Raw genomic sequence first — 20,575 nt, 5'->3', positions numbered from 1 at the left:
AAATGTGTAAACGATGTCTCCGAGTTTTTCTGTAAGCTATGTCTCAGGTACTACATTGTGGTACAGCGCTCCGTGGTCGCCGCGCTGATGCCGTGCGTGCGCGTGAGCTTGGCCTGGGTGACCCCACCATCGTGGGTCTCGAACACCTCGAGGTCCTTGATGCGCGCCTGACGCAGCACGGTGCCGAGCTCGAGCAGCGGATCGTTCAAAAGATGACGTTGCGCTTCGCCGAGCAGGACGCGAAGTTCGATGCTCATGATGCCCGTTTCAGTGACGGCCGCCTGCTGCTTCAGTTTCCGGCGCCGGCGGTGGACTCGGACTTCGATATGCTGGAGTTTCGGCGCTAGCGGACCGCGCGCCGCCGTGGGCCCTTCCAGGCACCGGAACCGCTCAGGGCGAAAGCGCTCGAGAGCGCAGCCTGGCGCGGTGTGGCGGGCGGTTGCACCACTGGCGTTATCACTGCGCCCACCAGCCCTCGAGCTTGAGCGCCTGTCGCGCGCTCTCGTGCATATGGCAGGCCATGGTCGCGGGCCCGCCACCAGTGCCGCCCATCCACTGCGCCTGCTCGTAAAGGCAGGCGGCGTGGCGGTAGCTCTCCCACGCCGCCTGCATGGCGACCAGTCTATCCTCAGAAGAGGCCGCTGCCGAGCCGAGGCGGGTCATTTCCTCGTCCTGTTTCCGGGCGGCCTGCAGGCGCTCGGCGTAGGCCGCAGTCAGCCGCTTCTGCCAATAGCGCTCCTCGCCCTGCAGGCAGTCGATCATGCCCACCGTCGTGCCCCCGTCCCGCGTCATCATGCAGGCCTGGGCGGCACGGCCGACGCAGTGGAGCACCTCGTGTCTGGAAAGGGCAGGTGCCCGGGCCGTTACCTCGGCAACACACTGCGCCGTTGTGTCCGGGGTGAACACTGGTTCTGTCCGCACCGGGATGGCAATGCAGAAGAGCGCTGCTCCTGCGAGCAATGCCCCGGCGGCGCGTCTGCCGCGGCTGTGCGCCTGCTTCCGCGCCCGAAGATACTCCATGCGTTTTTCCTCTGCTTTGCCCGTTGCGGCAGTATAACGCGCACCCCTGGCCCGAAGCGGTGCCGCCTCGCTTCGGCGGCGGAGGCCATGAACAGCAGCACCAGGAGGATCAGCCCCCAGGCGTCGGCTCCGAAGCTATAGGCGAGGACGTAGCCCACGAGCAGCAGTTGCACGAGCATGCGCAGCAGCGCATAGAGCGGGTGGCGCAGGTGCAGGGACCAGGCGAGGAAAATCGCGAGCGTCGCCGCCACCGGCAGAAAGGCAAGGGCGAGGCGGGGCTGGCTGATGGCTAGCACGGTCTCGGACATGGGCAGTTGTGCTCCGGGGCGGGTGATGCGCTTGACAGCGATCGCCGGTCGATGCGTTTATGGAAGGCCAGCCGATGACAGAGGTCAAGCCATGGACAGTGCCGCGATCCTGAGCATTCTAAAGCGCTCTTTCGACGCCTTCCTGCGCGACATCCTGCCGTTGATCGTTGCGGGCTTTTTTGTCTCTCTGCTCACGGGCCTGACCCTTGGCATCCTCGGGGGACCGCTGCTGGCCGGCCTCTACCGTATGGTCTCGCTGCGCCTGCGCGAGGGGCGGGAGCCGCAGTTTGCCGACGTGTTCTACTTCGAGCGGTTCCTGCAGTTCGTGCTCGCCTTCTACGCACTGGTGATCCTCATGGCCATCGGTTTCGCCCTGTTCATCCTGCCCGGGCTTTTCCTGGCGACGATCTGGCTCTATGTGCTGCCGCTCATGGTCGAGCGTGACCTGGGGCTGGGGGAGGCCATGCGCGAGAGCAAGGCCCTGGCGGACCGGGTGGGACTGGCGCAGCAGTTCACGCTGACGCTGGTGCTGGTGCTCCTGGGGGCCGTGTTGTCGACGCTTACCGACGGGTTGAGTGCTATTTTCTTCACGCCCTTCGCGGCGATCTACGTCCTCACGGCGCTGCGCGATGTTGAGGCCAGGGGCTAGTCCGGCACCTGGGGGGTAAAGCGCAGCGGCTTGCCTGCGAACACGTCCTCGCGCACTCGGCCACCATCGACGGTGACCCGGCCGCCCACCAGCACGGTTTCGATGCCCGTGGTCGGTCGTGTGCTCGCGGCATAGGTTGCGTTGTCGGTGACGGTCTCCGGATCAAAGACCACGATGTCTGCCACCATGCCTTCCTGCAGTCGGCCCCGTTCGCGCATGGCCGCAAGCCCCGTGTCACCGAGATGTTTTGCCGTGCGGTAGCTCAGGGCGGCGAGCACGTGCATGAGCGGGATATCGTGCTCCCGGGCCAGGCGCAGCGTGCGCCCGCGAGCTCCGGCGCCGCGCGGGTGCATGGCGGGCAGTGCCTCGAAAGGTGTGCCCCAGCCATGGCGGCCGTCGATGGGCATGCCGTCGGAGCCCATGGTGATGCCGTCCATGCGCAGCCAGTCCGGTATCTGCTCCGGGGGCATCTTGTAAGAGATGACCGGCCGCGCCGGCTCCTTCGCAACCAGCTCCAGGTAGCGCTCCTTTGTGTAGAAGGTCTGCGTGGCCGGGTCGAAGAGGGTGTCCTCGTAGCGCTTGCCGAGCTGATCCTCGTAAATCTCGGGACGGAAGAAGGCCGCATTCAGGGTTGTCGAACCGGCGGCGTAGGGATAGATCTCGCCCCAGATATTGTGGCCCTCGCGGCGCAGGCCGACGAGGAGATCCTGCACCAGCTCCCAACCCGGGTTGTTGAAGTGCATGACGATGGCCGGGGCGCCGAGCGACACGGCGTTGGCCAGCATCTCCTGGATGCCGTTGGGCGTGGTGGTGGCGGTGCCCGGTGTGTGCCGCGTGTGCACGGCGCTCAGGCGGCCATAGGCAGCGGCAACTTTCTGCGCCTCGTAGAGTTCCCGCGCGCTGGCGCCGGGCAGGTAGCCCACGGTGGAGCCCAGGCCGAGCGCACCGGCGGCGAGGCCCGCGTCGATGGTCGCCATGATCGCCGCGAATTCCTTGTCCGTGGGGACGCCGTCTGCCCAGCGGGTACCCTGGCCGCGGCTGCGCTGCGCTTCAGTCACATCCTTGGCCTCGATGCCGTCGAGGATGAGGGAGCGGGCCAGCTCGTGGCTTGAGGCGGTGCCGTAGTTCACCTGCGTGCTGCCGGCACGCTCCGCGTACCAGTCGTTGACGCGGGTGCCCAGGGTGCCGAACTCCAGGTCCATGGCGCTGGTGAGCCCGTCGCGCAGCGCCAGCTTGTGGGCGATGGGCGTCACGCCGTGGAGGTGAGCATCGATAAAGCCCGGCGCTACCACCTTGCCAGTCGCGTTGATCACCCGATCACCGCGGAGCGGGATATCGCTGATGACGGTGATCCGGTCACCATCGATGCCGACATCGCGCACGGCATCAAGGCCCGTTTCCGGGTCCATGACCCGCCCGCCACGAAGCACCAGGTCATGGGCGGCGGCGGGCAGGGCGAGTGCCAGGGTGAGCAAGGCCGTACCAAGGTAGTGCGTCATGAGCTGTGTGTCCCGGGCTGTTATTGTTCTGCGGCGGCGAGCTGTTGCGCTCGCCAGGCGATACCCTGGGCGTTCAAGGCCAGGTCCATGTGCAGTTTAGCTGCGAGGGAGGCGCCGGTGCCGGCGTCCGTGAGCGTCGCCAGTGCGCTTTCCGTGCACTGGCGAAGAGCGGCCTCGAGGGCGTCGCCGTGTCTGTCGCCCAGGGCCTCGTAGGCGCTGAGCTGATCGCAGAGCAGCGCCACCTGCGCCGGGTCGAAGGCCAGCGCCGAGTAATGGGTCAGATAAAGCCAGGCGGGGTCGCGGCTGGCGAGGGTGTGGATGCTCTCGCGGTAGGCCGCCGGGTCGAACTGCGTTGGTGTGGTTGCCGGCAGCAGGAACGCGCCCGCCGGCAGGCGGAGGTAGTCGTAGGAAATACCGAACATGTCGCCGGTAAACCAGCCGCGGGTCGCTTCGTCCCAGAGGCAGAAGTGATGCTCCGCGTGGCCGCGCAGGTGGATAGCCTCCAGGCGTCGACCGCCCACCGTAAAGCTTTCACCGTCAGCCAGGGTGCGCACCCGTTCCGGTGGCGCCGGGACGATCTCACCGTAGAGTTCGCGGAAGCTTTCCTCGCCGTACACGCCGATGGCGCTGGCGGTGAGCTTGCCCGGGTCGATGAGGTGGCGTGCGCCGCGCGGATGCACCAGAAGCTCCGCCTGCGGGAACTCCCGCAGGTAGAGCCCGGCGGCACCGGCGTGGTCCAGGTGCACATGGGTCGGCACCACGTAGCGCAGCTGCTCGCGCGCGATGCCGAGGGCCGCAAGCGTCGCCCGCAGGTTGGGCAGGCTTTTGGCCGTGCCCGTTTCGATGAGCGCGTAGTGTCCATCCCCCTCGAGCAGGTAGAAGCAGGCGATACCGGGTGCCACATAGGCCGCGTCGATGCAGGTGATGCCGCCCGGCAGGCGGCGCCAGGGCGTCATGGCACCGTTCATCACTGGCTGACCGGGGTGTAGGGCTCGGGCACAGAGAAGCGCTCGCTGTAGGTATGCACCCGCTTTGTCGGTTCCCCGTCCGGTGTGACCAGCGGCTCGCCGTTCTCCACCCAGTCGAGGATGCTGCCGCGGTAGTTCACCGCGGACACGCCGCGGTCGCGGAGCTCCCGCGTGTACTTGCCGCTGCGGGCACCCACGGTGCAGTAGGGCACGATCCGCATACCCTTGTAGGCTTCCGGGTTACGCTCATACTCGCGGCGCGTAATGGCACCCGGGAGCATGGACACGGACATTTCTTCCTCGGAGCGCACGTCGACGAACAGCAGGGTCTCGCCGGTCTCCCCGGCCTCGCGGATCTCTTCGTGGGTGATGGTCGGCACGCCGGGGCCGAAGAGGCCCTGAGCGCCGGCCAGGGGCGCGAGCAGAGCGATGACGAGGGCGACCAGCATGGCCGTAGGGTTATTCTTGCGCATGATTTCCTCCATTTCCTTGGAAGACAGTGTGCCACAGGCCTACGCGTGTGATGAGGTCCCGCGCCGGTTACCGGAGCACTCCTTGCGGCAGGTCAATACCGGGAGTCTATTGCGGACCGGCCCACTCAGCCAGCTCAGGGGCGCAGTGCATAGCCCTGTTGCTGGAGCGTGGCATGGGTGATGGTTGCCGACAGCGTGACCGCCACACCGGGAAGCAGGTCTTCGGTGCGCACATCGTGGTACACCGCTGACTGACCGCAGTAATAAAAGGTCGCGCCATGGGCCTGGAGTGCGGCAATGAGCTCGGCGTTCGGGTTGTCCCCACCGTAGGCGCTGTCGACGAGCAGGTCCCGGTAGGCCGGGCCGTGGATGACCAGGCCGACCTCGATGCGGTCCGCCGGAACGCCGGAGGCGCTGAGCAGATTGATCAGGCTTGCCGCGGTCTTGAACTTGCCGTTGAGCTCGCCCTCGACGCCGCCCTCGACCACGTCGATAGCCACCTTGAAATCGGTATCGGCCGGCAGCGCAGCGGCCTCGGGTACCTCGGCGATCATGCCGTAGTTCTTGATGAGCGGGCCGGTAGAGAAGGCCTCGGGGCCCGCAGTGGTAACGGCCGGGGTGAGGGCGAGAGCAAGGGCTAGGACGTGTGTTTTCATAGTCGGCGTTCCGTAGGGTAGACAGCAGGGAAGGGCGCGCGGAGATCGGCTAGCTACCGATATCCTCCGCCCAGAGATCCGGTTTCTCGCGCTGCAGCCGCTCCATGAGAGCGATGCAGCGCGGGTCCTCCAGCACGTCGACGGCGATGCCGCTGTCGCAGAGGAGGTCTTCCGCACCGAGGAAGGTCTGGTGCTCGCCGACGACCACCCGCCCGAAGCGGTAGAGCACGACGGCGCCGGTGCACATGATGCAGGGGCTGAGGGTAGAGACGAGCGTGAGCCGGGACCAGTCCCGGCGGCGGCCGGCGTGGCGGATACAGGCGATCTCGGCGTGGGCCGTCGGGTCGCCGCTCTGCACCCGCTCGTTGTGTCCGCGAGCGACGATGCTGCCGTCCGGCGCGCCGATCACGGCGCCAATGGGAATGCCCCCCTCGGCCCAGGACTTTTCGGCTTCCTCGATGGCGGCGTTGAGCCAGCCCACGAGAGCGGCGTCGGTCGTTTCCTTGGCGGGATCCATGGGGTCTCCAGCTCGCTCGGCAGCGGGTTACGCTACCCGCTTACCGTTGCCAAGACCAGTGCTGCGGACCAAAGGCTCGCCTTGCGGCGCTGATCGGGGTTAGGCTCTGCGCGAAACAGGTCTGCCGGTTGGTGCAGGCGCGGTGCGTGTTGTTGCTGTGCCGTTTAATAGATGAAGAATCGAGAGGACTGCGGTGAGTAGGGCGGCAAAAAGCATGGAAAGAGTAGAAAGAGTGGGCAGGTGGCAAAGAGAGAGCGCCCGGTGATCGCGGCAGGGCAGACGGCCGGTGCCCGCCAGCTCGCGGAGCTCCACGACCAGGGCTTCACGATCATCGAGAATTTTCTCGACCCGGCGCGGCTGGCGCGCGTGAACGCCTGCTATGACGCCTGGCTTGGCGGCCATCAGGGCCGCAATAACTTCGAGGGCACGCATACGGAGCGTATCTACACGCTTGTCGCCCGTGACCGGATATTTCAGGACATCGTCGAAGACCCGCGCATGCTCGGGCTCTGCGACGCTGTGTTCGAACCGAATTATCTCCTCACCGCCAGCCAGGCGATTGTCATCGGCCCGGGCGAGACGCCGCAGCCCTGGCACACGGATGATTCCTTTTATACGATCCCCCGTCCCCGGCCTATGGTCAGCCTGTCGACGATCGTGGCAATGGAGGACTTCAGCGCAGAGAATGGCGGTACGGAGGTGATCCCCGGCAGCCATCGCTGGAGCGATGCCGAGATCGCTGGCGCTTACGGACAGGAAGAGGGCAAGCAGGCCCCGGCGCTCGCAGACCGGCTCGCGGCTCTGGCGCAGCCGGTGGTCATGCCGGCCGGCAGCTGTCTGGTTTTTGCCGGCACGTTGCTGCACCGCGGCGGCGCCAACGGCAGTTCGCGTACGCGTCGGGCGTTCTCGAACCAGTATTGCCAGCCCTGGGCGCGGCCCCAGGAGAATTTCTTTCTCGCGATTCCGCCGGAGCGGGTGCGGGCCATGGCACCGCGAGTGCAGTCGCTGCTCGGCTATTCGATCCATCCGCCCTTCATGGGCCAGGTGACGGCGTACCATCCGCGCACGGCGCTGGCGCCGGGCTGGGTACCGCCCCTCGAGCGCGACGGGCGGAACTTCTAGCTCGTCAGCCCCAGAGCGCCGGCGTCGGCAGGCCGACCAGCCCGCCATCCCGGTAAGCGAGGGCGTGCTCGACGTCGCCGGCCAGGAGCAACGGCCCGTCAATATCCACGAAGCGACAGTACTGGCCGATGACATAACTGGGCGCCATGGAGAGCGATGTGCCGGTCATGTTGCCGACCATCAGGTCCATGCCAGCGCGCTGCGCAGCCGCCACCAGCGCCAGCCCTTCCGTCAGCCCGCCACACTTGTCGAGCTTGATGTTGAGCACGTCGTAGCGGCTCGCTGCGGCGGCGAATTCCCCGAGGTGCAGGCAGGACTCGTCGGCGCCGAGGGGTACGGGCGATCGAAAGCCTTCGAGGGCCTCGTCCGCGCCCCGGGCCAGCGGCTGCTCGATCATGGCGATGCCCAGGCGCTCGCAGTGCGGCAGGTACCCCTGCAGCTCATCGAAGGTCCAGCCCTGGTTCACGTCGATGACCAGGGCAGCATCAGGGCGTGCCTTGCGCACCGCTTCCAGCCGCTCAAGGGGCCGGTCGGCGTCCAGCTTGAGCTTCAGGTGGGGAAAGCGACCGGCGGCCGCGGCGCGCTCGGCCATGACGGCAGGCTCCGCGATGCCAATGGTGTAGACCGTGGTGAGTTCCCCGGGGGTCAGTTCGAGCAGTTCCCAGATGGACCGGCCCGCGGTCTTAGCGCGGTAGTCCCACCAGGCGCAATCCAGCGCGTTGCGGGCGCCGCCCGGCGGCAGCAGGGCCTGGATGGCCGCCCCGTCGAGCTCCTGCAGGTCCCCGGCCACGGCCTCGAGCTGTCCGGCCATGCTCTCGGCCGTCTCCCCGAGGTAATACGCGCCGACCGCTTCGCCGCGGCCTGCCACACCCCGGTGGCTGAGGGTGACCCGCACGGTGTCCGTGGCCTCGAAGACGTGGCCGGTAATCGCGAAGGGTTTTTCCAGCGGAAAGGAAACGATGTCGACGTGGAGGTCCATGCGGGTTCCGGGCGGTGTCAGAGGTTGTCGAGAATGGCTGCGGTGCCGGTCAGCAGCGGGTCGACCGCCGGCAGACCGTAGCGTTCCCCGAGACGCGTGAGATAGTCGCGGCGCTCGGTCTCGGGCACAGCGGCGGTGTTCACGCTGATGCCTGCACAGCGTAGCGCCGGGTTGGTGAGCGCGCCGATCTGTACCGTGCGCTCAAGCACTTCACCGATACTCGGCAAGGGCATATGGGGCCAGCCCTCGATATGCGTTCGTCCCGCCGCATGGCAGACCACGAAGGCGTCCGGTTGGGAGCCGATGAGCAGGCCGTGGCTGACGGCCGCGTAACCCGGGTGAAAGATGCTGCCCTGACCCTCGATCACGTCCCAGTGGTCCGGGTCGTTATCCGGCGACAGGATTTCTGCGGCGCCGGAGATGAAGTCGGCGACCACGCAGTCGATGGGTATGCCCTCGCCGGCGATCATGATGCCGGTCTGGCCCGAGGCACGAAAATCCGCTGCCACGCCGGCCGCCCGCAGGTCCTTTTCCAGCTGCAGCGCCGTGTACTTCTTGCCGAGGGCGCAGTCCGTGCCGACGGTGAGCAGGCGCTTGCCGGACCGCTTCTTTCCCGTGCCCACGGGCAGGTTGGCCGGTGGGATGCGCACGTCCACGAGCCGGGCGCCGCTTTCCCCGGCGGCCGCGACTAGTTCGGGGATGGATGCCAGCCGTGTGTGAAGCCCTGCAACGATATCGATGCCAGCCCGCGCAGCTTCGGCCAGGGTGGCAACCCACGCCGGGGGGATACTGCCGCCCACCAGCGCGGTGCCGATGACCAGGGAGCCGATGCCGGCGGCGGCTGCCTCGGAGACGGACATCTCCGGCAGGCCCAGGTCACAGGCCCCGGCCGTGAGCCGGAGCTGTCCGGCGCAGAGCTCGCGCCGCCAGTCGACGATGCCGCGCCCCGTCTTGGCATAGGTAAGCCTGGTCTCGTCGCCGACGAATACCAGGTAGGGAGCTTTCAATTCGATGCGTTGCATTGACCTTCCTTAGTCACGCTCGCGCAGGATGCGCAAGATGCCGAGCGTCATGAGCGGAAAGATGAGCACCGCGATGAACACCCAGCTCAACAGGCCGTAACCGCGGGCGATCAGGCTAACTATACCGAAGCTCGTCGCGCCGTAAATGGACAAAAGCAAAAGGCCACCGGCGACCGCGGGTCTCGCCCAGCGTGGCAGCGCATGACCGCGCTCGCGCGCCTGCACGTCAATGCGTTCGTTGATCGCGTGCAGCACGCCGGTTCCGGTCTCAACGAAAGTGCCGAAGACCACGAGCTGGAAGAGTGTCTCCAGCCATGGGATGTTCAGCTGAGCCATTAAAAAGAAGGCTGGTACGGGCTCTGCCGCGATTGCCGGGTAATGCGCCAGCATGACGAGGTAGAACAGAAGGGCGGGGACCACGGCAATGACTCCTGTCATCAGGCCCGCTCCAATGGCCTGGCGACGCGTCTTGATCAGGGTCATGCAGAACAGCACGGCCGGGATGCTTGCGTTGTAGGCTGCGTAGCGTACGCCGGCGACGGCCCAGCCCTCGCGGACCGGGGAGTGATTCAATGTGGCTTCTATCGTCCCGGCGTGCTGGAGAAAGGTAAAGGTGAACAGCAGCAGGTAGACGACATACAGCAGCACGGACCAACCCGCGAGGGCGTTGCCGATCGCCGATGAGCCAAGAAAAGTGAGCGCGCCGACCAGGGCCATCATGCCCAGAGTGCCGGTCCACGGGGGCAAGGCCAGAGCGTTGCTCGCCAGCCCGCCGGCGGCCGATCCGATTACGGCGAGAATGAGGATGACCAGCGCTAGGTAGGCTATCTCGTACAGAGGCCAGGCTCGACCAAGGAGCGCCCGCGTGAAGGTGCGGTAGTCGTGGGCGCCGGTGGCGCGTGCAAATTCATAGGCAGTGCTCATGATCACTGCGAAGGCCCCTCCGGCGGTGAGCAGCCCCAGGAGTCCGCCCCACGGGCCTGCGGGCAGAAAGAATTCCACGATTTCCCGCCCGGTGGCGTAGCCTCCACCAATGATCACGGATTGGAAGACAAGCCCCGGCAGCAGGTAGGTGCGCCAGTTCATGGTGCCTTGCGTAGTACTGTCGCGGTAGGTTCTGTAGAGCCTTCCGCGCCACGAAAGCGCAGGTAGCGTCCCAGGCGGTCACGCTGCAGGCGTCCGTCGGTCAGCGCCGCGCGTCCACCGATAAGGACATGGCTCACACCGGCGGCGTGGTGCCAGGGCTCGGCCCAGGTGGCCCGATCGATGATCTGATCCGGGTCGAAGACCACGACGTCGGCGACCGCCCCTTCGCGGAGGATGCCGCGCTCCGGCAGGCCGAGGTAGCTTGCCGGCAGCCCCGTTATCTTGTGTATCGCCTCCTCGAGAGAGAGCACCTGCCACTCTCGTACGTAGCGCCCCAGAAGCCTGGCAAAGGTTCCGCGACCGCGCGGGTGCGATGGACTGAGCTCTTCTCCGTCGGAAGCGACCATGGCCCAGGGCTGGGTAAGAACGCGACGGACATCACTCTCCTGGATCGCGCCCAGGGTGACCATGGCGCTGCTCCCTTCGGCTACGATGATGCGGCGAAGGAACTCGAAGGGCGACACGTCGAGCTCTGCAGCGACCTCGGTGACAAGCCGACCCTCGTACGCCGGTTTGGCGCTGACAACAATGCGCAACGATTCATAGCCGACGGTATCGATCCAGCTGAACATCCCTGCCGGCGGGTCCTCGGTTCTGGCTCTTGCCGAGGCAAGAACCTCCGTAATGCCGGCGCTCCTGCGCCAGTACGCGCGCAGGTCGGTCAGCAGCGCCTCGATGCTCTCTTCCGGGATGCTCTTTCCGGAGAGCAGAGGCTCGATCCGCGCCATCAGGGCTTCCCCGGCAGCGTCACCACCGGGGTAGAGCAGGTTGACGACCGGCGAGGTGGCGGCGCCGTCGTAGGGGTAGAGGTCTACGGAAACCTCCTGGCCCTGTGCCAGATAATGGTTTACGAGCTCCACGAGGGCATCCCCTTTTCCGAAATTCTTCCCGCCTACCGCCTTCATATGCGCCGGGTGCGCGTGAATGCCTGCGGCGGCACCCACCTCCAGGCATTCGCGATGGGAGGTGATCAGCGCATTGGCAGGATCGCGCACGTGTGAATCGTAGCGGCCGCCATAGGGCGCAGTGACGCTCGCCAGAGCGATCAACTCATGCTTGTCTGCGTAGCGGCCCGGCAGATACATAAGCCCTGTCGACAGGCCTACGGCACCGAACTCCATGGCTTCACGGACGACCGCTTCCATGGCCGCGAGCTCTTCTGCTGTGGGTGCTCGTTGTTCCTTTCCCATGACGCCGTTGCGAACCGCGTTATGGCCGATATAGGAAAGGAAATTGAGACCGGAGCGACCCTGGGCCGCGAGCGTGGCTTTTTCCTTCAGTTCATCGAGTCCCATGAAGCCGTCAACTCCGAACACCGCTGTGGTGACGCCCTGGCGAAGGAAGCCTTCCATCGCGGCCGCGTCCGCATCGGCGAAGGCCCGGTCTGCGTGACTGTGTACATCGATGAACCCGGGAGCCACAACCTGACCTTCCGCTGCTATACGATGCTCTGCGAGCGCAGCGCCAAGGTCTCCGATTGCGGCGATGCGGCCGTTCTTGATGCCCAGGTCAGCCTGTCGTGCGGCACCGCCGCTGCCATCGACGACCGTGCCGCCGAGGATCAGCACGTCAAACGCCATCTCCTCTGCCTGCGCCTGGACGACGAGGACGCAAAGGGCCAGGGTTGTCGCGGCGAGCGGCCGGGTAAAGAAGGCTTTGATCATGGTTTGTTCTCCGTGGTTTGACGCGCCTTTCCCCGCCTGCGCCGAGGGGCCTTGCCAAGGCTTTCCGGGATGCGGAGACTAGGGTCGCAAGCTCGGCATGTGTTGAACCGAACAAAGTAAGGCAGAGGAAATCCCGCCCATGAACATAGCGACATGGTTGCAGCTCGCAAGCTGCACGCTCGTGCTCAGCGCAGCCCCCCTGCTTCGCGCCGACGACGCTCTGGAGCGCGCCCGCGCACTGCTCGAGGCGCACCCGATCATAGACGGGCACAATGATCTGCCCTGGGTAATCCGTGAACATGGCGGGGACGTGGCGGGCTGGGATCTTTTCGGAGACGTCCCTGGCGATACGGATATCCCGCGGCTGCGGGCCGGTGGTGTCGGCGGGCAGTTCTGGTCCGTTTTTATCCCCGGTACTGCGGCCATGGGTGAGGAGGGCTACGCGAAAACCCAGCTCGAGCAGCTTGCCATCGCGCGGGGTATCGTTGCGAAGTACCCGGAAGTCTTCGCCTACACTGGCACCGCTGACGAGGTTGAGGCGGCGATGGCCGAGGGCAGGATCGCATCGCTTTACGGGATCGAAGGGGGGCAGGCGATCGAGAATTCCCTTGGCGCGCTTCGCGCCTACTACGATCTCGGAGTACGTTACATGACCCTTACACACTCCCAGAGTGTGGACTGGGCGGATGCTGCCGGACAGGATGAGCACGGGGGCCTGACGGACTTCGGCCGGGAGGTTGTCCGCGAGATGAATCGCCTTGGCATGCTCGTGGACCTCTCCCATGTCTCGCCGGCGGTCATGAATGCTGCGCTCGACGTGAGCGAGGCGCCGGTAATTTTTTCGCACTCCAATGCCTACGCCCTGACGCCACATCGGCGCAATGTGCCAGATGCGGTGCTGGAGCGGCTTCGTCTGAATGGTGGGGTGGTCATGGTGTCCTTTGTCAACAGCTTCAATACACCGGGCTTCGCCGAGTGGGAGGCTCGTTTCAAGGCGGTCCGTGGGGCTGTGGAGTGGGGGGAGCCAGGGTACGATGAGGCGCTCGAGGCCTACACGGAAGCACACCCCGTGCCTGATGCGACGATCGCCGATGTCGCCGAGCACATTGAGCACATCGCAACGCTTGCCGGGCGCAGTCACGTCGGTATCGGGGCGGACCTCTTCGGCGAGCCCGAGTGGATGGTGCCCGGGCTCGCCGCGGCGGATGATTACCCTAAGCTCTTTGCAGAGCTGCTTCGCCGGGGCTGGACTGAGGAACAGCTTGCCGCTCTTGCTAATGGCAATATCCTCCGGGCCCTGCGCACGGCTGAGGAAGTAGCCAGCCGGCTGGCGTCCGCTGTGCCTTGATTGGGGATGGGAAGCCTTCATGGGAGGCGAGCGGTTTTGGGCCCTCAGGGGGTACGGTCGACGCGCACCGCGGCGATAGTGCCGTCGCGATAGTTCGACGTGACCCGAGCCGCCCGGGGCTCTTCTTCACTGAAGCGGAAAACCCATTCATCGTCGAAGGGTGCGCGAAACACCCCGTCGCCCTGCGCCAGGAGGGGTATGGCAGGCGCCGAAGCCTCCGTGCCACCGAAACGCAGGAGCAGCTGCCCGTTTTCACCGGCCAGGAAGCCGAGCTTGTCGAAGCCGATCAGAAATGGTTTAACGTCAAAGTCGCCTGCATAGCGCGCCAGCTCCGGCTGCGTAAGGGCGAGCTTCCGGATTTCGGGCTGTGGGATGCCCAGGACAATACGCGCCAGCTTGGCCTCCAGGGACGCGGGGGCTGGTCTGCTGAGCGACCGGTTCGCAAGCAGCACAATGGTGAGGTCTTCTTCCGGGTAGTAGGCATGGTTCGATGCGTAACCCCAGATGTCACCGGCGTGTGAGACTTTGTTATGGCCATGGAACTCCGATAGAACGAGCCCGCCAAGGCTATAGTTGTTTTCTTCACCGCCCGCAAGACTGGTAGTGCTGAGCAGCTGCTCGCGTACTGGATCAGGGATGGCCGGCGAATGAAAGACGCCGCGTCGGTAGGCGATAACGTCCGCGGCAGTGGATACCAGTGAGCCGGCGGAGAAAGGCACCAGCTGGTGCCAGACGGGCGCGTGAACGTAGGCTCCCTTGCGCAGGTCATAACCCCGGGCCATGTCTTCCACAACCACGGACAGGTCACCGGCGGAGCTGCGATTCATCTCCAGCGGTTCGAAGATTTCTGCCTCGATGTGGCTGTAATAGTCTTTACCTGCGACGGCCTCAATAATTAGGCCAAGGAGGTAATAGCCCGAGTTGCTATAGCTGAAGCGGGTTCCGGGTGCGAAATTCAGCGGCAAACCTTCGAAAAGCGCTACGAGTTCCTGGCGTGTATAGGCGTTTCTGCTCAGAGCCTCGCGGACACCGGGGATTTCCGTGTTATAGCTGGGGATACCCGAGCTGTGGGTAAGCAGGTTAGCCACGGTCGCTACCCGTCCCGGGCCGCTGTAGTCAGGCAGGTAGTCGGCCACCGTTGCCTCGAGGTCGATACTGCCGGCATGCACGAGCTGGGCGATCGCCAGGCCCGTGAAAGTCTTGCTGATGGAGCCGATTGCATAGGCGGTCTGTACGGTCGCGGGCACTGCGTGGGACAGGTTCGCGTGACCCAGGGCGCGGGCATAGAGTGTTGCGCCGCCCCGGTCGATCATGGCTACCAGCGACGGCAGCTTTGCGCCCTCGTAGACAGCTTCGAGTAGCTTGTCGATGGCTGCCGTCTGCGTTGCCGTGAGCGCCTCGCTGGCCCGTCCGGGGGTCACTAGCGCGAGGAGTAGCATGGTGACGATGCCGAGCTGCCTGTACATGGTGGTACCCTCTCTCAGAAGTGGCTGTCGAGTGGCCGGACTTTTCTATTCAATTCCCTGGCGTGCGCGCGGGGGCCCTGCTCAGTCGGTTGTAGCGCTTCAATACCGATTGCAGTCGCGCCTCCGGAAGCTCGAAGACGGTTAGGCCATCGGCGCCGGTCATGGTTTCTGCGGCGACGAGGCTGTTGACCAGCGCTTCCTCCGTGGCCTGCACGGCCGCCTTGAATAGCCCGTTCAGAGCCTCGCCATGCCAGGCGGTAGGGGACGTGAGCGTTTGCTGCTGCTGGCCGATAGCGACGGTGTTGCCCGTGGAGAAGGCAAGTGCCAGCTCGCCAGACATGTATCCGCCGATGCTGCCGCCGCGGCCGACACCCAGCGCCGCTCGACGTGCAAGGCGGCGAAGCTGGGTGGCCGTTAGGGGGGCGTCTGTGGCCAGGATGATCACGAGCGAATTCTTGTCGGCTGCGGCCTGCGCCCGCGTGGGCATAAGGTCGCCTATCTCGCGGCCCACAGGCACACCGGCAATAAGCAAGTCCTCGCGTTTGCCGTGGTTGGCCTGGAGCAGCACGCCGACTGTATAGCTGCTTTCGCCGATAGGCACTCGCCGCGACGCGGTACCGATGCCCCCCTTGAAGGCGAAGGCGATCATGCCGGTGCCACCACCGACATTGCCCTCCGCTACAGTGCCGCCCTGCGCGCTGTCGAGGGCATGGAACACATGTTCTGCCTGGACGTGGAAGCCCCAGACATCGTTGAGGTGGCTGTCGAGGGTTTCAGTCACGACGGGGATGAGCCCGGCGATCCACTGGGATGGAGGCAGCCGGTCGCGCAGCCATCGGGCCGTGGCATGGTGCACCATGCCGACGCTTGTCGTGCCTGTCAGCATGACTGGTCCGCCGAAGTAGCCGGTTTCATCGATAAGCCAGCTTCCGGTCATTTCTCCTGTACCGTTGATGACGGCACGGCCCGCCGCCACCATGCGTGACAAATCCCTGCCCCGCGGCAGAACGGCAGTCACACCGGTGCGGACAGGCCCCTCGCCGACTACGCGCTTCCCTGTGCCTTTGATAAGCGTGCTGTGCCCGACCAGCACGCCCGTCACATCGGTAATAGCGTTAAGGGGGCCGGGCTCGCCGTCGAAGGGGATGCCAAGATCCCGTGCCCGCAGCGCCTCGCTTGCCTGGGCAGGGGCCAGGAGAACCGCAAGCAATACAGAAAGGCAGGCCTTTACGGGGGTCTTTATCATCGGCGTCTGTCCAGCTCTAGAGCACGCTGTCGAGCATGCGGTGCCAGAGACGCTTGGTGGTTGGTAACGAGACGGCACCGGGCTCCATGGCGATCATTTCCATCATGCCGTCGACGAAGCCCTGCAGAATGTCAGCGAGGGCACTGGCGTCTACGTTGGCAAGTTCGCCGCTGTTGATGCCGCCCTGGATTATCGCTACCAGCTGACTGCGTGTTCGCTGGTTGAGGGACTGGGTCAGGCGGAATTTTTCTTCGTTTTCTCCCAGGCAGCCAATCAGTTCGACGAAGGCGATATACAAGTCCGGATGCTCCGCCTGGTAATCGAGACAGGCATCGGAAAACTCTCGTAGCTTGCCGCGGGCGGTGCGCCGGCGCTCGACCCTGTCGCGGACATAATCACTGTAGGCACGAACTGCCAATCTGAGGGTGTGCTCGCCGATTTCGGCTTTGCCATCAAAGTAGTAAAAAAGCACACCGCGGCTGACCCCCACCCGGCTGGCGATCTGGTCCATCGAAGTATTGGCAAAGCCCTGTTCCATGAAAAGCGCCGCGGCCGCCGTTACGATCTGTGTCCTGCGCGCCTGTTCTGTAAAGGTCGGACTGCCGCCGCGGCGGCTCTTGCTTTTCGCGACGGGTTTTTCCTTTGCCATCTCGGGGCTCCATCTACGTCATCTGCGTTTACCTGCTGGCGGTGGATGCCGGCTTAGCAAATATGGCTAAAAATTGACGACGTGTCAAAAATAAAACTATAGTCTATATCCCTTGCTAAGGAAGTCCGGTGTAGCCGGGCGTGTGCGCCATGTCTGCGAACACCTTCCTGGATGACTGGCTAAGTCATCACGCAGCCTCGAAGCCGGAGGAGACCGCCGTGGTCTGTCGGGGCAGGCGCGTGAGCTATTTGCAGCTGGAGCGTCACGTCGACGCGTGTGCGGCGGCCCTGGCAGCCGCCGGTCTTGCACCGGGGGACCGGGTTGCGGTGCTGGCGTGCCCGGGGCTCGAAGCCTGGTGCAGTGCCCTCGCCGTTATGCGTCTTGGGGCAATCTGGATGGGCCTGAATCCACGCTACCGGCTTGCTGAGCTGCAGTATCTTCTTGACGACAGCCGCCCAAAGCTGGTGCTTTCGATCTCGGCCTTCGAGGGGCGCGACTACCTCGCAGAGCTCGATCAGCTCAGGGCCTCATCGGTGCGAGGGTACGAACTTTTGGCGCTTGAGGAGCTGGTTTCTCCGTCGACCGCGGAGAGGTCTGCGGTCGGAGTAGTCGAGCGAGATCGGTACCGGGCCGGCCGATCCCCGGTGGCGCCGGCTGCGCTGGTTTACACTTCGGGCAGCAGCGGGCGCCCAAAGGGCGCATTGCTGAGCCATCACGGCCTTGTGAGCGGTGCGGCCATGCAGGTGGCACAGCTCGATGTTTCACCTCAGTCCATGGTTGTCTGTTTCCCCATCAATCATGTTGCCTACTTGGCGGACACTTGCGCGACAACGCTGCTGAGCGGAGGCAAAGTAGTGTTTCAGGAGCGCTTTGAGGCGGCATCGTTACTGCGGGTAACGGCGGAAGAGCGATGCAACATGCTCGGTGGCGTGCCGACCATGCTGCAGCTGCTGCTCGAGGACCCCGCCATGACCGAGGTCGACCTTTCTGCACTCGAGCTGATCGCATGGGGCGGTGCAGCCATGCCTTTCGAGTATCTCGGGCGCTTGCAACGACTTGCTCCACGCCTCATGACTCTCTACGGGCTTACGGAGACTGCCGCGAATATTGCTTTCGGCGATAGCCGCGACGGTCTTGAGGCGCTCTGCGAAAGTGTTGGCAAGCCGGACCCGGCCGTCGGCTGCCGCGTGGTGGATGACCAGGGCCGACCCTGTCCACCCGGAGCGGTCGGCGAGCTCCAGTTCAGGGCGGATTTCTTCTTTCTAGGCTATTGGAAGCGGGAGGAGGCAACCAGCAACGCGTGGACGGCTGATGGCTGGTTCCGCAGCGGTGATATCGGCACGCTGGATGCCGACGGCAGGATCCGTTTAAAAGGGCGTCTCTCAGAAATGTTCAAGTCCGGCGGTTATAACGTCTATCCGCGGGAGCTGGAGATGGCTCTCGAAGAGATCCCGGGTGTCTCCGCCGCCGCCGTCGTCGGCGTACCCGACTTGCTCTACCAGGAGGTTGGCTGCGCATGGATCGTGACGGAGCCCGGTCACCAGCTTTCGGAAGCTGCGCTGCGGAATGCCTGCCGGCAACGGCTCGCCAACTACAAGGTGCCCAAGCATTTTTACTTTGCCGTTGAGCTGCCGCTGCTGCCGGTGGGAAAAATTGACAAAGCGATGCTTCGACGGCGTGCCGTCGAGCTATTGCAAGTGCCAGCAGAGCTAAGGAGCTGATCATTGAAGCAAGCAGTCACTCGGGAAAATCACAGCGGGGTCTGTATCCTGACCCTCAACCGGCCGGAGAAGCTGAATGCTATTAATGCGCGGCTTGTTCAGGAGTTTGGGGCCGCACTCGCTTCGGCGCTGGCGTGCCCGGACGACAAAGTAATTCTCCTGCGCGGTGAAGGCCGCGCGTTTTGCGCAGGCAACGATCTGGAGGCGAGTGAGGAGCAGGCTGCTCCCGGTATCGATCGTGGCGCTGTGGAGGCGCATGCCGCTGCACTGCAGGAGATTTCTCGCGGGCTCATGCTGGGCGACAAACCTGTCGTTGGTGCGATTCACGGCTGGGCGGTTGGTGCCGGTTTTGAATGGGCCTTGAACTGCGATTTGACAGTCTGGGGGCAGAGTACGCGGGCCTTTTTCCCTGAACTCGCCCTTGGGTTGTTCCCGACCGGTGGCGTGCTTTCTCTGCTGCCCCGAACCGTAGGTCTGGCCCGTGCGAGGGAGATGTTTCTGCTGGGAGAAAAGTACGACGCCGATACCCTTCATGCCTTGGGCCTTGCGGGACGCGTGGTGTCTGACGAGCGAGTCTTCGAGGAAGCGCTGGCGATCGCTCAGCGTTTGCTTATGCTGCCCGGTTCCGCCGTGGCGCGTTGGAAGAGGGCGGCCCACGAAGCTATGACACTGACCCTGGACGCCACCCTGGACCGGGAGGCGGAAGCGCTGGTAGCCGCGATCTGCGAGGATGGCGGCTAGGCCGTCGTGGCCATCGGTTCCGGTAGACCCGTGACGCAGCCCCGGCCGAGGAACGTTGGCGTTCCCGGTGCCACGGCCATTATTGTCGGCTTCGTCATCGGTGTTTCGGTCTTCGTGCTGCCTGGAACGCTGGCCGCCAGTGCCGGGCCGGCCGTCCTTGTCAGCTACGCACTGGCATCGTTGCTCGGGCTGCTGGCCTGTGTGGTCGGTGCTCAGCTTGGTTGTGCCTATCCTTGCAGCGCCGCAGGTTTCGTCGCAGTAGCGGACCTGCTGGGCGATCGCTGGGGTTTCCTGCTGGTCTGGATGATCGTGGGCGCCAGCGCCGTGGGTGTCGGGTTGCTCGCCCATGGGCTGGCGAACTATCTCGGCTCTGTTGTGACTATAAATGTGACTAGTATCGCTGTGGGCGCTGTGCTGCTATCGGGCCTCGTTAATCTGTTCGGCGCTCGCGCCGGTGCCGGCCTGCAAATGGTACTGGTGCTTGTCTTCCTGGCGGCGTTGCTGTTGTTCGTGGGCGCAGGGCTGCCGGCGATTGACACGGCGAAGCTGAGGCCTTTTTTCCCTCGTGGTGCCGGCCCGGTGCTTGCAGCGGTGGTGCCGGCATACTTTTCCTATGCGGGCTTCTTTGTGATTATCGAGCTTGCCGGTGAGTTGAAAGACCCGGCCCGCACCATCCCGCGGGCCATGACCATAAGCTTCTCGCTCGTCCTGGTCACCTATCTTGCAGTGACGCTGACGCTGGTAGGGCTCGCGCCCTGGGATACACTCGCGGCGGACCCAGCGCCCGTGCTGACGGCTGCACGCACCGTTCTGCCCGATACGCTGGTGCTGGTGCTCGCGCTCACGGCGGTTGCCGCAGGCGCCAGTTCCATCAACGGCATCCTTCTCGGCTACTCGCGGGACTTGAGCGCGCTCGTGGAGCGCCGGCTTCTGCCGCGGGTGCTGCTCCTTCACGCATCCTCGATGGCTGAAAGCGCAGCCGGAGTTGTTCCCATGACGATGCTCGCGCTGCTGGCTGTCTTGAGCAGCGCCGATATCGCTGCGCTTGCGACGCAGGCGGTCCTCGGCATCCTTTTCGTGCAGGTGCTTCTTGGCCTGGCGCTCGTCCGCCTTGCAGGCAGTGCACCGGAAAGGCTCCAGCACACCGGCTTGCGCCTGCACCCTGTGCTGCTGCGGTGCTTCGCCTGGTTGCTGGTGAGCGTGTCGGTGGCGGCAGGAGGGCTTGTGGCCGCCATGAGCCCCGACAAGGCCGCCGTTGCCGCTGGCTTTCTCTTCACAGGTTGGGTGGTGCATAGGCGAGCGACAAAAGCTGACTATTAGAATAAAACTTGACAGTTAGTCAGCCTTCTGCCAAAAAAGACCAAACGGTTGGTAAAAAGAC

At 64.8% G+C, this 20,575-nt stretch carries 21 protein-coding genes; 6 read left to right on the top strand and 15 right to left on the bottom strand.

Features of this window, described 5'->3' with window-relative positions; all coding sequences use genetic code 11:
* Positions 1 to 50: 50 nt before the first annotated feature.
* From HRUBRA_RS15500 to HRUBRA_RS04995, 3 genes are all read right to left on the bottom strand, one after another.
* Entirely contained in the window at positions 51 to 257 is a 207-nt protein-coding gene (locus HRUBRA_RS15500; RefSeq protein WP_144244388.1) for a hypothetical protein, read from the bottom strand.
* A 199-nt stretch (positions 258 to 456) separates the two neighbouring features.
* Positions 457 to 831 (bottom strand): lysozyme inhibitor LprI family protein, encoded by a 375-nt coding sequence (locus HRUBRA_RS05000; RefSeq protein WP_052094404.1) that lies wholly within the window; start codon positions 829 to 831, stop codon positions 457 to 459.
* A gap of 32 nt (positions 832 to 863) precedes the next feature.
* Positions 864 to 1,328 (bottom strand): ABC transporter permease, encoded by a 465-nt coding sequence (locus HRUBRA_RS04995; RefSeq protein WP_035515043.1) that lies wholly within the window; start codon positions 1,326 to 1,328, stop codon positions 864 to 866.
* 91 nt (positions 1,329 to 1,419) lie between these two features.
* On the opposite strand from HRUBRA_RS04995, the gene HRUBRA_RS04990 reads away from it, so the two are divergent.
* Positions 1,420 to 1,977 carry a hypothetical protein gene (locus HRUBRA_RS04990; RefSeq protein WP_035515041.1) on the top strand — a complete coding sequence of 186 codons (558 nt, stop codon included), beginning with the start codon at positions 1,420 to 1,422 and terminating at the stop codon, positions 1,975 to 1,977.
* On the opposite strand, the gene HRUBRA_RS04985 is transcribed toward HRUBRA_RS04990, so the two are convergent.
* From HRUBRA_RS04985 to HRUBRA_RS04965, 5 genes are all read right to left on the bottom strand, one after another.
* On the bottom strand, positions 1,974 to 3,476 hold the full coding sequence (locus tag HRUBRA_RS04985; RefSeq protein ID WP_052094403.1) for an amidohydrolase family protein: 1,503 nt from the start codon (positions 3,474 to 3,476) through the stop codon (positions 1,974 to 1,976). The genes HRUBRA_RS04990 and HRUBRA_RS04985 overlap by 4 nt on opposite strands.
* Positions 3,477 to 3,496: 20 nt before the next feature.
* Entirely contained in the window at positions 3,497 to 4,432 is a 936-nt protein-coding gene (locus HRUBRA_RS04980) for an MBL fold metallo-hydrolase (RefSeq protein ID WP_052094402.1), read from the bottom strand.
* Between the two features lie 11 nt (positions 4,433 to 4,443).
* Positions 4,444 to 4,917, bottom strand: coding sequence for a rhodanese-like domain-containing protein (locus HRUBRA_RS04975; RefSeq protein ID WP_201771537.1), 474 nt, complete (start codon positions 4,915 to 4,917; stop codon positions 4,444 to 4,446).
* Positions 4,918 to 5,051: 134 nt separating this feature from the next.
* Positions 5,052 to 5,573 (bottom strand): DsrE family protein, encoded by a 522-nt coding sequence (locus HRUBRA_RS04970; protein WP_035515038.1) that lies wholly within the window; start codon positions 5,571 to 5,573, stop codon positions 5,052 to 5,054.
* Between the two features lie 49 nt (positions 5,574 to 5,622).
* Positions 5,623 to 6,090, bottom strand: coding sequence for a nucleoside deaminase (locus tag HRUBRA_RS04965; RefSeq protein WP_035515037.1), 468 nt, complete (start codon positions 6,088 to 6,090; stop codon positions 5,623 to 5,625).
* A gap of 240 nt (positions 6,091 to 6,330) precedes the next feature.
* Here HRUBRA_RS04965 and HRUBRA_RS04960 point away from each other — a divergent pair, with 240 nt between their 5' ends.
* Positions 6,331 to 7,212 carry a phytanoyl-CoA dioxygenase family protein gene (locus tag HRUBRA_RS04960; protein WP_084592466.1) on the top strand — a complete coding sequence of 294 codons (882 nt, stop codon included), beginning with the start codon at positions 6,331 to 6,333 and terminating at the stop codon, positions 7,210 to 7,212.
* Between the two features lie 4 nt (positions 7,213 to 7,216).
* On the opposite strand, the gene HRUBRA_RS04955 is transcribed toward HRUBRA_RS04960, so the two are convergent.
* Genes HRUBRA_RS04955 through HRUBRA_RS04940 form a run of 4 tightly spaced genes read right to left on the bottom strand, consistent with a single transcriptional unit; the run spans position 7,217 to position 12,023 of the window.
* The gene (locus HRUBRA_RS04955; RefSeq protein WP_035515035.1) at positions 7,217 to 8,191 is read right to left on the bottom strand and encodes a dipeptide epimerase; all 975 of its coding nucleotides are present in this window, start codon (positions 8,189 to 8,191) and stop codon (positions 7,217 to 7,219) included.
* A gap of 17 nt (positions 8,192 to 8,208) precedes the next feature.
* Positions 8,209 to 9,213, bottom strand: coding sequence for a DUF1611 domain-containing protein (locus HRUBRA_RS04950; protein ID WP_035515033.1), 1,005 nt, complete (start codon positions 9,211 to 9,213; stop codon positions 8,209 to 8,211).
* A gap of 9 nt (positions 9,214 to 9,222) precedes the next feature.
* The gene (locus HRUBRA_RS04945; protein WP_035515032.1) at positions 9,223 to 10,299 is read right to left on the bottom strand and encodes a hypothetical protein; all 1,077 of its coding nucleotides are present in this window, start codon (positions 10,297 to 10,299) and stop codon (positions 9,223 to 9,225) included.
* Positions 10,296 to 12,023 carry an N-acyl-D-amino-acid deacylase family protein gene (locus tag HRUBRA_RS04940; RefSeq protein ID WP_035515030.1) on the bottom strand — a complete coding sequence of 576 codons (1,728 nt, stop codon included), beginning with the start codon at positions 12,021 to 12,023 and terminating at the stop codon, positions 10,296 to 10,298. The genes HRUBRA_RS04945 and HRUBRA_RS04940 overlap by 4 nt, the downstream gene beginning before the upstream one ends.
* 139 nt (positions 12,024 to 12,162) lie before the next feature.
* Between HRUBRA_RS04940 and HRUBRA_RS04935 the strand changes: the two genes are divergently transcribed.
* The gene (locus tag HRUBRA_RS04935; protein ID WP_084592465.1) at positions 12,163 to 13,371 is read left to right on the top strand and encodes a dipeptidase; all 1,209 of its coding nucleotides are present in this window, start codon (positions 12,163 to 12,165) and stop codon (positions 13,369 to 13,371) included.
* A gap of 44 nt (positions 13,372 to 13,415) precedes the next feature.
* Here the strand turns inward: HRUBRA_RS04935 and HRUBRA_RS04930 are convergent, their stop codons facing one another.
* Genes HRUBRA_RS04930 through HRUBRA_RS04920 form a run of 3 tightly spaced genes read right to left on the bottom strand, consistent with a single transcriptional unit; the run spans position 13,416 to position 16,732 of the window.
* On the bottom strand, positions 13,416 to 14,837 hold the full coding sequence (locus HRUBRA_RS04930) for a serine hydrolase domain-containing protein (RefSeq protein ID WP_035515028.1): 1,422 nt from the start codon (positions 14,835 to 14,837) through the stop codon (positions 13,416 to 13,418).
* 49 nt (positions 14,838 to 14,886) lie between these two features.
* Positions 14,887 to 16,083: a DmpA family aminopeptidase gene (locus tag HRUBRA_RS04925; RefSeq protein WP_035515027.1), complete on the bottom strand. Its 1,197-nt coding sequence runs from the start codon at positions 16,081 to 16,083 to the stop codon at positions 14,887 to 14,889.
* 16 nt (positions 16,084 to 16,099) lie between these two features.
* A complete protein-coding gene (locus tag HRUBRA_RS04920) occupies positions 16,100 to 16,732 on the bottom strand; it encodes a TetR/AcrR family transcriptional regulator (RefSeq protein WP_035515025.1) in 633 nt (210 codons plus the stop codon).
* Positions 16,733 to 16,881: 149 nt separating this feature from the next.
* Here HRUBRA_RS04920 and HRUBRA_RS04915 point away from each other — a divergent pair, with 149 nt between their 5' ends.
* The 3 genes from HRUBRA_RS04915 to HRUBRA_RS04905 are packed head-to-tail and all read left to right on the top strand — an operon-like array spanning position 16,882 to position 20,514.
* Complete coding sequence (locus HRUBRA_RS04915; protein WP_035515024.1) at positions 16,882 to 18,453, top strand: class I adenylate-forming enzyme family protein; 1,572 nt, start codon at positions 16,882 to 16,884, stop codon at positions 18,451 to 18,453.
* 3 nt (positions 18,454 to 18,456) lie between these two features.
* Positions 18,457 to 19,194, top strand: a complete 738-nt coding sequence (locus tag HRUBRA_RS04910) for an enoyl-CoA hydratase/isomerase family protein (protein WP_035515023.1) — start codon at positions 18,457 to 18,459, stop codon at positions 19,192 to 19,194.
* A gap of 30 nt (positions 19,195 to 19,224) precedes the next feature.
* Positions 19,225 to 20,514: an APC family permease gene (locus HRUBRA_RS04905; protein WP_035515022.1), complete on the top strand. Its 1,290-nt coding sequence runs from the start codon at positions 19,225 to 19,227 to the stop codon at positions 20,512 to 20,514.
* Positions 20,515 to 20,575: the final 61 nt, after the last annotated feature.

Origin of the sequence: Pseudohaliea rubra DSM 19751, assembly GCF_000764025.1 — a bacterium.
GTDB lineage: Bacteria > Pseudomonadota > Gammaproteobacteria > Pseudomonadales > Halieaceae > Pseudohaliea > Pseudohaliea rubra.
Note: the sequence above shows the minus strand (reverse complement) of the source record. Positions and strands in the feature narration are given on the sequence as shown.